Annotated in this window: 9 protein-coding genes; all 9 read left to right on the top strand. The window is 65.1% G+C overall.

Features of this window, described 5'->3' with window-relative positions:
• Positions 1-97 precede the first annotated feature (97 nt).
• The 9 genes from pilM to gltB all read left to right on the top strand — a co-directional run bounded on the left by pilM (position 98) and on the right by gltB (position 13260).
• The gene (pilM, locus tag VWP12_RS04495; RefSeq protein ID WP_158611849.1) at positions 98-1186 is read left to right on the top strand and encodes a type IV pilus assembly protein PilM; all 1089 of its coding nucleotides are present in this window, start codon (positions 98-100) and stop codon (positions 1184-1186) included.
• Positions 1186-1773: a PilN domain-containing protein gene (locus VWP12_RS04490; protein ID WP_410474791.1), complete on the top strand. Its 588-nt coding sequence runs from the start codon at positions 1186-1188 to the stop codon at positions 1771-1773. Before pilM ends, VWP12_RS04490 begins: the two co-directional genes overlap by 1 nt.
• 3 nt (positions 1774-1776) lie before the next feature.
• Complete coding sequence (locus VWP12_RS04485) at positions 1777-2397, top strand: type 4a pilus biogenesis protein PilO (RefSeq protein ID WP_410474790.1); 621 nt, start codon at positions 1777-1779, stop codon at positions 2395-2397.
• Positions 2394-2942: a pilus assembly protein PilP gene (locus VWP12_RS04480; RefSeq protein ID WP_410474789.1), complete on the top strand. Its 549-nt coding sequence runs from the start codon at positions 2394-2396 to the stop codon at positions 2940-2942. Before VWP12_RS04485 ends, VWP12_RS04480 begins: the two co-directional genes overlap by 4 nt.
• A gap of 90 nt (positions 2943-3032) precedes the next feature.
• Complete coding sequence (gene pilQ / locus VWP12_RS04475; protein ID WP_410474788.1) at positions 3033-5159, top strand: type IV pilus secretin PilQ; 2127 nt, start codon at positions 3033-3035, stop codon at positions 5157-5159.
• A 75-nt stretch (positions 5160-5234) separates the two neighbouring features.
• On the top strand, positions 5235-5774 hold the full coding sequence (gene aroK / locus VWP12_RS04470) for a shikimate kinase AroK (RefSeq protein ID WP_125199550.1): 540 nt from the start codon (positions 5235-5237) through the stop codon (positions 5772-5774).
• A gap of 70 nt (positions 5775-5844) precedes the next feature.
• A complete protein-coding gene (aroB, locus tag VWP12_RS04465) occupies positions 5845-6963 on the top strand; it encodes a 3-dehydroquinate synthase (RefSeq protein ID WP_125199549.1) in 1119 nt (372 codons plus the stop codon).
• A 41-nt stretch (positions 6964-7004) separates the two neighbouring features.
• Complete coding sequence (locus VWP12_RS04460; protein WP_410474787.1) at positions 7005-8495, top strand: SPOR domain-containing protein; 1491 nt, start codon at positions 7005-7007, stop codon at positions 8493-8495.
• Positions 8496-8796: 301 nt separating this feature from the next.
• Entirely contained in the window at positions 8797-13260 is a 4464-nt protein-coding gene (gene gltB, locus VWP12_RS04455) for a glutamate synthase large subunit (protein ID WP_410474786.1), read from the top strand.
• Positions 13261-13377 lie beyond the last annotated feature (117 nt).

The raw sequence follows: 13377 nt of genomic DNA, 5'->3' as shown, positions 1-13377 counted from the left end.
TCGACAAGCGCGACGGTTATGCCATAGGATGCATATCTGGGAGACAAGGTGCGTGTGTGCGAAACCTTAACGCACGCTCAAAAGGAAGGGAATGACCGTGCCACTATTCAGCGCTAAACCCGCTCGACTCGGGGTCGACATCAGCTCGACTGCCGTCAAGCTAATCCAACTGGAAAAACGCCGTGGTGGTTATCGCACCACGGCATTCGCCATCGAACCCCTGCCGCAGGGAGCGGTGCAGGGCAAATCGATCACCGACACGGAAGCCGTCGCGGACGCGCTGACGCGGGCGGTGCGCCGAGCCCGCATCAAGGGCCGGCACCTGTGCATGGCGGTGCCAACCTCCTCGGCCGTCAGCCGGGTGTTGCATATCGACAACCCGGGTGACGAATTCGAGCTCGAGGAACAGGTGCGGCTGGAAGCCGACCAGTACATCCCCTTCCCGATCGACGAGGTCAATTTCGACTTCGAGCCGGTCCAGACCGACATTCTCGGCAAGCAGAAGAAGCGTCGCAGCGGAGAAACCGAGGGCGTCGATGTCCTGATGGCCGCCACTCGTACCGACAATGTCGACAGTCGGGTGGCGGTAGCCGAGGCGGCTGGCATGACGGCGGACGTGGTCGACATCGAATCCTTTGCCCTTCAGAACGCATTTACCGAGATACTGGCTCTGACACTTGCCCCGGAAGAACGTTCCCAGCCGGTGGCGGTATTCGATCTCGGCGACACCACCACGACACTGAGCATCTTCGTCGGCGACGACATCGTCTACACGCGCGAGCACGAAGGCGGCGGCCAGCAGCTCACCAGCGAGATCGCCGCCCAATACGGATTGACCCTCGAGGAGGCCGAGGAGCGCAAGCGTGACGACAGCCTTCCCGAGGACTACCCCCGCAAGGTGCTTCAGCCCTACCTCGATTCGCTCGCCATGAACATCGAGCGATTCATCCAGTACTACTACTCCGAATCCAGCGGCAGCACCGTCAACCTCATCCTGCTCGGCGGCGGCGCGGCAAATACTGCCGGCGCCGTCGAGCGCATCAACAACGAGACCGGGGTCCCGACCCGGCTGGCGAATCCGTTCGCCGCACTCGCCAAAGGACCTGGCGTGTCCGCCGAGCAAATGGCTCGGCACGGCACCGCAATGCTGATTGCCTGCGGGCTTGCGTTAAGGAGCTTCGACTGATGAGACGCATCAACCTTCTCCCCTGGCGCGAGGAACGGCGCCAGAAGCGGCAACGCGACTTTGTCGTCCACCTGGTACTGGCCGCCCTGATCGCCGTGGGCGTCGCCTTCGGCATTCACAGCTACATGCAGTCGCACATCGAGAACCAGCAGGCCCGCAACGCCTACCTCGAGGACGTGATCAAGAAGCTCGACCGCCAGATCCAGACGATCAACGAGCTCAAACAACGCAAGGCCGAGCTGACCGCCCGCATGCAGGTCATCGAGAAGCTCCAGTCCAGCCGGCCAACGATCGTCCATCTGGTGGAAAACTTCATCACCACCCTGCCGGACGGCGTCCAGCTGACCGACGTGACGGTAACCAATGACGAAAAGATCAGCATCCAGGGCAAGGCCGATGCCCAGGCACGGGTCGCGGCCTATCTCCGCCGGTTGAACAGTGCCGACTACATCGGCAGTGCCAGCCTGGTGGGCTCGGGCATCCTTGCCGAGGGCTCGGACCAGACAGCCAACGCCGGCCAGTACGTGTTCTCGATCGAAGCGAAGATCACGCCGCCCAAGGAAGACGACGCGGACCAGGAGAACTGAGCCATGGATCTCAACGAACTGAGAAATCTCGATTTTCAGACGATCGGTCTGACCTCGCTCGGCACCCGGCTGGTCATCTTCGCCTTCGTTTTCGTGCTGATCGTTGGCGGGGTGGTGTATTTCGACACCCTGCCGCAGAAGGAACTGCTTGAGCGCGAACAGCGCGAAGAGCGATCGCTGCTGCAGACCGTCGACCAGAAGCAGCGCCTGGCCGCCAACCTCGAGGCCTACCAGGCCCAGATCAAGGAAATGGAGACCCGTTTCGGCGAGCTGCTGCGTCAGCTGCCGAACAAGCGCGAGGCGGAAAACCTGATCGACAACGTCGCCCAGACCTCGCTCTCCAACGGGCTGAAGAACGAGCAGATCCGGCCCGGCAGTGAGGTCAAGCACGACTTCTACGCCGAGATGACCTATCACCTGTCGCTGCGCGGCACCTACCGCGAACTGACGCAGTTCGTCAGCGATACAGCGAACCTGCCTCGGATCGTTACCCTGCACAACCCGGCCATGAAGCCGCGCGACGCCAGTGACAAGGACGATGACGCCGAACGTGAGCTGACCATGGGCATCCAGGCGAAGACCTACCGGTATCTCGAAAGCGGCGAGCAAGGAGGCGGCCAATGAAATCAGACCAAAAACGAATCGGCCTGGCCCGACTCGGGTTGATCGGCTCGGGGCTCGTTCTGATCGGCGCCGTCAGCGGGTGCGCCCAGGACATGACCGACCTCGAGCAGGAAGTCGCCGAGCTGGAGGCCCGTCCGGGTGGCAAGATCGAACCGATCCCGGAAATGAAGCCCCTGCCGAAATACGCCTACAGCGTGCCGGAAGAGGCCCGGACACCGTTCATGCCGCCGAAGGAAGACGACGTGAACGACTCGGACGGCCTCAAACCGGATGTCGATCGTCCCAAGGAACCGCTGGAGCAGTTCCCGCTGGATGCACTGGCCATGCGCGGCATCATAAATCGTCAGGGCAACACCTACGCCCTGATCCGCGACGGCAATGGTGTCATCCACGAGGTGATGCTCGGCGACCACATGGGTCGCAACTATGGCGAAGTGCTGGAGATCGGCGAGACCAGCGTCACGCTGGAGGAAATCGTGCCCGATGGACAGGGTGGCTGGAGAAAACAGACAACGGTCGTCAAGTCTCAGAGCGGCCGGAGCTAAATGATGGGAAGCAGCGATATGGACAACCTCAAGAAACCTTCACGCCTGAGCACGGGATTGCGTCGAGGGCTTGGCCTCCCAGCCATCACCATGGCAGCCGCCCTGGCTCCATGCCTGGCACTGGCCGGCGATCTCAACGAGATTACCTACGACCGCACCAGCGACGGCACGGTGCAAGTGCACTTCAGCCTCTCCGAGCCCTTGGCCGGCGAGCCGGGCAGCTTCAAGATCGACAACCCGGCCCGGGTGGCCGTCGACCTGCCCGACGTCGACAACCAGACCGGCAGCCGCCAGACCGCAATCGGTCTGGGCGCGGTGAATTCGGTCATGCTGGCCGAGGCGAACGGCAAGACCCGTGCGGTGTTCAATCTCGACCAGTCGGTTCCCTATTCGATCAATCAGGACGGCAACCGCCTGACCGTCTCCTTTGATCAGGCAGAACAAGCCACGACGACGGCAAGCGGCATGGCCGTGACCGATCGCGGCAGCTCCGAGGCCACCGCCATGGATGCCGGCCAGCCGATCGACTTCCGCCGCGCCTCCAGCGGCGCCGGCCGCCTGCTGCTCGATGTGGGCAGCACCGACGCGCCCATGGACATCAAGCGTCAGGGCAGCCAGATCGTGGTGCGCCTGCCGGGCACCCGCCTCGAGGAAGGCGGCTACAACGTCAACGACTTCGCCACCCCGGTCGAACGTGTCGACGTTCGCCGCGAAGGCAATGGCAGCCGCGTCACCCTCAAGACCCAGGACGCCGGCGAGCACCTGGCCTACCAGACCGGCAACCGCCTGGTCATCGAGGTGCAACCCATCCCCGAGGAAGAGCAACGCACCTCGTTGGGCAAGAAGGAATACACCGGCGAGCGCCTGACCCTTAAGTTCCAGGACATCCAGGTCCGTCCGCTGCTGCAACTGATCGCCGATTTCACCGGCAACAACATCGTGGTCAGCGACACCGTCCAGGGCTCGATCAGCCTGCGACTGGAAAACGTGCCCTGGGATCAGGCACTCGACCTGATCATGACCACCAAGGGCCTGTCCTCGCGCGAGAACGGCAACGTCATCTACGTTGCGCCCACCGACGAAGTCGCCGCGCGCGACAAGGCCGAGCTGGCCGCCCGCGAACAGGCCCAGCAACTGGCACCGTTGATCACCGACATCGTCCAGATCAACTACGCCAAGGCCGACGACATCGCATCCCTCGTACGCCAGAGCTCGGGCCTGGGCGAGAGCTCGGGCGAGAAGAAGAGCGACGGCAACTTCCTTAGCCGTCGCGGCTCGATCACCGTCGACTCGCGCACCAACAACCTGATCGTCACCGACACGGCCGAGGCCCTCGACCGGGTCCGCGGCCTGATCGAGCAGATCGACCGCCCGGTCAAGCAGGTGCTGGTCGAGACCCGCATCGTCATCGCGACCGACAACTTCTCGCGCGAGCTTGGTGTCCGCTGGGGTCTTCAGGGCGGCTTTGATCGAGGCGGGCAACGTGTCGGCTTCGGCGGCGGCGCCTATGATGGTAGCGACGGCCCGGCCTTCCCGATCGACCAACGAAACCCATCAACGCTCAATGGCACCTATTTCGAGGGCCAGGACAGCTGGATGGTCAACACCCCGATCAGCGGCGACCCGACCGGTTCGCTAGGTCTGGCCATCCTCGGCTCGAACGTGCTCCTGAACCTCGAGCTCCAGGCCATGCAGAGCGAGGGCACTGGCAAGATCGTCTCGAACCCGAAGGTCATCACCACCAACGGGCACAAGGCGACCATCTCTCAGGGCGTCGAGATCCCCTACCAGTCCCAGACCGCCTCCGGTGGCGGCGCCATCTCGAACATCGAGTTCAAGGAGGCCCTGCTCAAGACCGAAGTCACCCCGCAGATCACGCCCAACGACAACGTGATCATGGACATCCTGGTGATGAAGGAAGAGCCGGACTACACCCGTGCGATCAATGGCGAACCGCCGATCAACACCCGCGAGGTGCAGACCAAGGTTCAGGTGCAGAACGGCCAGACCGTGGTCCTGGGTGGCATCTACGAGTTCGAGAACGTCACCCAACTGGAAAAGGTGCCCTTCTTCGGTGACCTGCCGGGTGTCGGCAACCTGTTCAAGAACCGGTTGCGCGACGACTCACGGTTCGAGCTGCTGATCTTCGTCACACCGAAGATCGTCGACCGCGACAACCTGGCGAACCACAACCGCGGCGTGCTGATCAACAACTGATCACGTCGCCCAGTGGAAAGACCAACCCCGCTTCGGCGGGGTTTTTCGTTTCCCCTGTCGGTATAATCGGATCACATGCGCAATATCATCCTGATCGGCCCAATGGGGGCCGGAAAGACCACCATCGGCCGGATCCTGGCCAACCGCCTCGGCTGGCAGTTTCACGATTCCGACCGCGAAATCGAGAAGCGCACCGGCGCGAGCATCCCGCTGATCTTCGACATCGAGGGCGAAAAGGGCTTCCGGGAGCGTGAGCACGACATGCTCGCCAACCTGACCGCGGGCAAGGGCATGGTGCTGGCCACCGGTGGCGGGGCGGTGCTGCGTGAGGACAACCGGAAACTCCTGCGGGAAAACGGCCTGGTCGTCTATCTATACACCTCGGTCGAACGCCAGTTCGAACGCACCCAGCACGACACCCAACGACCGCTGCTGCAAAACAGCGACCGACGGGCGACACTGCGGCGACTGATGGACGAGCGCGATCCGCTCTACCGGGAAACGGCCCACCTGGTGCTGGAAACCGGCGGCCAGACCCCGCGCGCGATGGCCGACCGCATCCTTGCCGCAAGCCGGCAGAGTGGGCTCGACGCCGACGACAACCCGACGGGTTGATGTAGACTTTGGAAGGCGGCCCCACGGGGCCGTCGATTTCTGACGAACCGCAGCCGACAGGGCACCGATCATGCACGATCCCGCCGCTCACATCTCGCAGCCCACCACGGTCAACGTGGATTTGGGTGAGCGCAGCTACCCGATCTTCATCGGCGCCGGACTGATCGATGGCGACCAGATCGCCCGGTTCGTGCCCTCCTCGCGGGCCGTGATCGTCAGCAACACCACCGTCGCGCCTCTATATGCCGAGCGATTGACGCAGGCACTGGAGGCCGCTGACAAGCGTGTCGAGATGATCGCCCTGCCCGACGGCGAGCAATACAAGAACCTCGAGACGCTCGAGCGCATCTACGACTTCCTGATGGAAAAGCAGGTGGATCGCAAGACCACTTTGATCGCCCTGGGCGGCGGGGTGATCGGCGATATCACCGGTTTTGCCGCAGCGAGTTTTCAGCGCGGCGTGCCCTTCATCCAGGTGCCGACCACCCTGCTTGCCCAGGTCGACAGCTCGGTGGGCGGCAAGACCGGGGTCAACCACCCGCGCGGCAAGAACATGATCGGCGCGTTCTATCAGCCGCGCTGCGTGCTGGCCGACACCGCCAGCCTCGACACCCTGCCCGACCGCGAGCTCTCGGCCGGGCTGGCCGAGGTGATCAAATACGGGCTGCTCTGGGACGAGGATTTCCTCGACTGGATCGAGGCAAACATCGACGCGCTGCGCCAGCGAGACCGCGCCGCACTCACCGAAGCGATCCGGCAGTCGTGCCTGATCAAGGCCGAGATCGTGCGCCAGGACGAGCGAGAAGGCGGCATTCGCGCCCTGCTCAACCTGGGCCACACCTTCGGCCACGCCATCGAGGCCGGCATGGGGTACGGCCGCTGGTTGCACGGCGAGGCGGTCGGCGCGGGGATGTGCATGGCCGCCGACCTGTCCCACCGCCTTGGCCTGATCGATACGCCCACGGTCCGGCGCATCGAAACCTTGGTCGAGTCGGCCGGTCTACCCACCCGGGCCCCGGCCGCCCTATCCACCGACCGCCTGCGCGAGTTGATGGATAGTGACAAGAAGGTCGAGGATGGGCGCCTGCGACTCGTCCTGCTGGGCCGGCTCGGCCAGGCACGCCTGGTGGACCGGGTGGCAGACGAGGACATTCGGGCCACCATCGAGGCCATGCGGGCCACCGACTGAACACTCATTAACCACCGATTTAAGCAACGAAGGATGCTGCCATGACCGAAGCGACGGAACACGCCCTGGAACAGGCCGAACGAATCGTCCAGTACGCCAAGTATTCCGACCGGTTCATGGTCGTTGAGGGGGACTCGGCCGCCGAGCGTCGCGCCTTCGTCAAGCTGATAGGACAGAAACTGCCCCGCCAGGTCCGTCCGGTGGTGTTGCGCGCCGACAGCGGCAACGGGTCGGCCGCGCTGATCGACCAGTTGAGCACCCTGCTGCAACTGTCCGCCGGCATCGAGACGATCGACCAGCTGATCAACGCCGCCACGGCCGCGCTCGAGGGGCAAGAGCGACTCCTGATCGTGGTGGAAAACGCCGATCACTGGCTGGCATCGAGCGCTGCCGATGCCCTGTTCGACCTGATCACCCAGTCGCACGAGCTCGCACGCGAACGCATCCTCTTCCTCCTGGTTGGTGCCGCCGGTCTCTGTGAACAGGCAGAAACCGCTCAACCGCTGGCCGGGCTGGTCGCCGACCTGCACTGCGCCCAGTTGCTCGGCACCACCCAAGCGGCTGCCGCGGCGCCCACCGCCGCCGCGGGCACCGCCAATAGCAACGCGGATACCACGACCTCCGCGGCCGCCGCCACGACGCCCCCCTCGGCCCCGTCGGCTGGCAACCCGTCTCCCCGGCCGGCATCGGCAAGTCGCCCGCTGTGGGCCAGCCCGACCCTGCTGATCGCCGCGGTCATCAGCCTCGCCGTCGTCGCCATTGGCGTCTTCGCCCTGCTCGGCCGGTCAGACGACCCCACGCAATCGACCACCGAGAGCACGATCGCGCTGGATGAGTCGAGCGAGCAATCCGACGAATCAACGTCGTCCGACACCGCGAATACCGAGGAGCAAGCGGCTAACGAAGAGACGGACAGCGAGGCCCCGAGTGCCGCAGAGGCCCCGACCGAAGAAGGGGCCAACAGCGAGACGGAAACCGCCGCGCTGCCCGACCACGGCCTGCCGCCGCACGTCCCGTTCCCGGAGGAACGCGCCGACGAGGGCAGCGCGTCTGCCACCGCCGAGGCTTCGGATGAAACCGCGGCCGACAGAAATGCCGCCGAGTCGACCGACGGCGGCCAGACGTCCAACGCCGAGGTGGCCGAACAAGAGGCCGATGCCGCGACGGCTCCTGTCACGGAAGACGCCCAGGGCACCGCCGCGTCCACGCCACCGGCGGACGTCGACAACGCCTGGTTCCGCGATCAACCGCGCGCCCGGGCCGCCATCCAGTTGGCCGCCTTTGGTAATCTCGACGGCGCCGAGGCGATGATCGATCGCTTCGTGACCGACGAGCAGCCGCGTGATCAGTGGCGCATCTACACCCAGAGCATCAACGGCAAGCTCCTCTACACGGTAACCTTCGGCGACTTCGCCTCGGCCGAACGAGCCGAGCACGCGATCGACTCCCTGCCGAACGCGCTGCGCGAGCTCGAGCCCTATCCGCGCTCGGTGGGCGCGATTCAGGACCGGCTCGTCGACGCCGCGGATTAAGGGGCCTCGAGGCGCTGCCGCCAGGCAATCCGCGCCCCACCCGACTCCGGCACATCATCCGCCTGCCCCACGGCGGTGACGCGCCGGTGTGTCGATTTGCCTGATTCCCCCCGGGCCGGTAAAATTCCGGCCCATTTTGCCCAAATCCCCCGGATACGGGCGCACATCGAACCACGGTCGGCACCTGGGCTGTCCGCGCGCTGTCAGAGCGCGCCGACGAGACGGCCGGGCCGCCAAGCCGAGGGCGGGATGAGCGTCGCTCGCCCGGCAAGCCGGAAGAATCCAAGAGGTTGCGCAACTCATGAGCCAAGCCCCCACCCAAGGTCTGTACCACCCGAGTTTCGAGAAAGAGAACTGCGGCTTCGGCCTGATCGCCCACATGGACGACCAAGCCAGCCACGGCCTGGTATCGACCGCGATCGGTGCGCTGGCTCGCATGACCCACCGCGGCGGCATTTCCGCCGACGGCAAGTCGGGCGATGGCTGCGGCCTGTTGCTGAAAAAGCCCGACGGCTTCTTCCGCAAGGCGGCAAACGCTCAGGGCATCGACCTGCCCGACATCTACGCCGTCGGCGTGGTGTTCTTCTCCCGCGACGAGACCAAGCGCGAGCGGGCCCGCGAGGCATTGATCGGCGCGATCGCCGAGCAGGGATTGAATCTCGCCGGCTGGCGCACCGTGCCGACCGACCCGTCGGTCCTGGGTGAGATGTCGGCCGAGAAACGCCCGGAGATCGAACACCTGTTCATCACCCCGGCCGAGGGCATGGACGAGCGGCAATTCAATGCCGCCCTGTTCGTCGCCCGCCGCGATGCCGAGAACCTGATCCACGACGATCCGGACTTCTACATCCCCTCATTGGCCAGCCAGGTCATCTCCTACAAGGGCCTGTTGATGCCCGAGGACCTGCCGCGCTTTTACAAGGATCTCAACGACCCGGCGCTCGAGTCCTCGCAGGCGGTCTTCCACCAACGTTTCTCGACCAACACCTTCCCCGAATGGAAGCTTGCCCAGCCGTTCCGCTACCTGGCACACAACGGCGAGATCAACACCATCCGCGGCAACCGCAACTGGGCACTGGCCCGGGCGGCCAAGTTCTCCTCGCCGCTGATCCCGGACATGAACCGCATCCAGCCGCTGGTCAACACCACCGGCTCGGATTCGTCATCGATGGACAACATGCTCGAGGTGCTGATCACCGGCGGGCTGGACATGATCCACGCCATGCGCCTGATCGTGCCGCCGGCCTGGCAGAACGTCGAGCACATGGACGCAGACCTGCGCGCCTTCTACGAATTCAACTCCCTGCACATGGAGCCGTGGGACGGCCCGGCCGGCATCGTCATGACCGACGGCCGCTTCGTCGCCTGCGCCATGGACCGAAACGGCCTGCGCCCGGCCCGCTGGGTGATCACCAAGGACCGCCACATTACGCTCGCCTCCGAAATCGGCGTGTGGGACTACGATCCGGCAGACGTGGTGCAGAAGGGTCGCGTACGCCCGGGCCAGATGGTTGCGGTCGACACCGCCGAGGGCAAGCTGCTGCTGCCGCCGGACATCGACGGCCAACTCAAGACCCGCAAGCCGTACCGCCAGTGGCTACGCGAGCAGTCCGTCCGCCTGAAGAACTCGGTCACCGACGAGGAAGTCCTGTCCCGAGAGCCGATGGACGCCGACACGGTACGCACCTACGAGAAGGCCTTCCTGCTCTCCTTCGAGGAGCGCGACCAGATCATCCGCGTGCTGGCCGAGAACGGCCAGGAGGCGATCGGCTCGATGGGCGACGACACGCCGATGGCCGTGCTCTCGCAGACCCAGCGCTCGCTGTTCGACTACTTCCGCCAGCAGTTCGCCCAGGTGACCAACCCACCGATCGACCCGCTGCGCGAGGCGGTGGTCATGTCGCTGGAGACCCTGATCGGCCGCGAGCGCAACGTCTTCGAGGAGACCCCCGAGCACGCCCATCGCGTGCAGCTGGAAAGCCCGATCCTGACACCGGCTCGCTTCGAGGCCCTGACCAAACTGGCCGACAAGGAATTCTCCTCGCAACGCATCGAGCTCAACTACGAGCCAAGCGAGGGCCTGGAGGCGGCCGTCCGTCGCATCACCGACGAGGCCGTTGCCGCCATCAAGGGCGAGCACACCGTGCTGGTCCTCTCCGACCGGAACATCGCCGCCGACCACCTGCCGGTCCACGCCCTGCTGGCCACCGGCGCGGTACATCACCGCTTGATCCGCGAGGGCCTGCGCACCGACGCGAACATCGTCGTCGAGACCGCCACCGCCCGTGATTCGCACCACAGTGCTGTGCTGATCGGCTACGGCGCGACCGCGGTGTTCCCGTATCTCGCCTTCGAGTCGATCAACGACATGCGTCGTCGCAACCAGATCGACGTCAAGCAGGCCGACAAGCTGGCCGGCAACTACGTCAAGGGCATCAACAAGGGCCTGAAGAAGATCCTGTCGAAGATGGGCATCTCTTCGGTCGCGAGCTATCGCGGCGCCCAGCTATTCGAGATCATCGGCCTGGCCGACGAGGTCGTCGACCTGTGCTTCAAGGACACCACCAGCCGCGTGGCCGGTGCGAGCTTCGTGGATCTGGAGGCCGACCAGAAGATCCTGATCAAGGAGGCCTTCACCAAGCGCAAGCTGCCGCGCCAGGGCGGTCTCTTGAAGTACATCGACGGCGGCGAGTACCACGCCTACAACCCGGACGTGGTCCAGACGCTGCAGAAGGCGGTCAAGGAAGACGACTACCAAGCCTGGGAGGAATACGCCGCCCACGTCAACGAGCGCCCGGTGGCGGCCTTCCGCGACATGTTCCATCTCAAGGAGAATGTCTCGCCGATCCCGCTGGACGAGGTCGAGCCGATCGAATCGATCGTCTCGCGCTTCGACTCGGCCGGCATGAGCCTGGGCGCGCTCTCCCCGGAGGCGCACGAAACCATCGCCGAGGCGATGAACCGCCTGGGCGCACGCTCGAACTCCGGTGAGGGTGGCGAAGACCCGGCGCGTTTCAACACGCCGAAGATGAGCAAGATCAAGCAGATCGCCTCAGGACGCTTCGGCGTCACTCCGCACTACCTGGTCAACGCCGAGGTGCTGCAGATCAAGATCGCCCAGGGCGCCAAGCCCGGCGAAGGCGGCCAGTTGCCGGGCCACAAGGTCGACGAGTTCATCGGCAAGCTGCGTTATGCCCGTCCCGGCGTGGCGCTGATCTCGCCGCCGCCGCACCACGACATCTACTCGATCGAGGATCTCGCGCAGCTGATCTTCGACCTCAAGCAGACCAACCCGCAGGCGCTGGTCTCGGTCAAGCTGGTCTCCGAGCCGGGCGTGGGCACCGTCGCCGCCGGCGTGGCCAAGGCCTACGCCGATCTCATCACCATCTCCGGCTACGACGGCGGCACCGGCGCGAGCCCACTGACTTCCGTCAAGTACGCCGGCAGTCCCTGGGAGCTCGGCCTGACCGAGGCGCACCAGACCCTGCGCGCCAACGACCTGCGCGACAAGGTCCGCCTGCAGACCGACGGTGGCCTCAAGACCGGTCTGGACGTGGTCAAGGCCGCCATCCTGGGCGCGGAAAGCTTCGGCTTCGGCACCGGCCCGATGATTGCCATCGGCTGCAAGTTCCTGCGCATCTGTCACCTGAACAACTGCGCCACCGGCGTCGCCACCCAGAACAAGGTGCTGCGCCTGGAGCACTTCAAGGGGGAGGTCGACAAGCTGGTCAACTACTTCCGCTTTATCGCCGAAGAGGCGCGCCACCTGATGGCGAGCGTGGGCGTGCGCTCGATCGAGGAGCTGATCGGGCGGACCGACCTGTTCGAACCGCGCGAGCCGGCCACCGACAAGCAACGCCACCTGGATCTCTCCAAGATCCTCTCGGATGCCGGGATGGTCTCGGATGCGCCCAACTGCTGCGTCGCGCCGCACAACGACCCGCACGACAAGGGCCTGCTGGCCGAGAAGATCGTCAAGGACGTCATGCCCGCGATCGAGGGCATGACCGGCGGTGAGTACAGCTACCCGATCCGCAACACCGATCGCTCGATCGCTGCGCGGGTCTCGGGCGAGATCGCCCGCCGCCATGGCAACCAGGGCATGGCCGACCACCCGATCAAGCTGCGCTTCACCGGCATTGCCGGGCAGAGCTTCGGCGTGTTCAACGCCGGCGGCCTGCACCTCGAGCTCGAGGGCGATGCCAACGACTACGTCGGCAAGGGCATGGCCGGAGGCGAGATCGTCATCTACCCGCCCAAGGGCAGCACCTTCGACTCTTCGGAAACCCCGATCATCGGCAACACCTGCCTGTACGGCGCGACCAACGGCAAGCTGTACGCCGCCGGCCAGGCTGGTGAGCGCTTCGCCGTGCGCAACTCGGGTGCCCAGGCGGTGATCGAGGGCTGTGGCGACCACGGCTGCGAGTACATGACCGGTGGCGTGGTGACCATCCTCGGCTCGACCGGCATCAACTTCGGCGCGGGCATGACCGGCGGCTTCGCCTACGTGCTCGACGAGGCCAAGGATTTCGTCGATCGCTACAACCACGAGCTGGTCGACATCCACCGCCTGCAGGCCGCCGAACTCGAGCCGCATCGCCAGCACCTGCGCTCGATCCTCGAAGAGCACGCCCGCCGCACCGACAGCGCGCGTGCCCACGAGATCCTCGCGGACTTCGACGCCTACCTGCAGAAGTTCTGGCTGGTCAAGCCGAAGGCGATGGAAATCGGCGACCTGCTCGACCTGCTCGACAACGCGGCGTAAGGCCATGCACGGATCGGGCAATGCTCGAACCGTCGCCAAACCGGGACCGGTCACCCTCCCCGGGGTGACCGGTCTTGTCGTGTCGGCGTGCCGCAAAATCATCGGCACCGAATCCGG

Origin of the sequence: Guyparkeria sp. TX1 (genome assembly GCF_046523965.1) — a bacterium.
GTDB lineage: Bacteria > Pseudomonadota > Gammaproteobacteria > Halothiobacillales > Halothiobacillaceae > Guyparkeria.
Note: the sequence above shows the minus strand (reverse complement) of the source record. Positions and strands in the feature narration are given on the sequence as shown.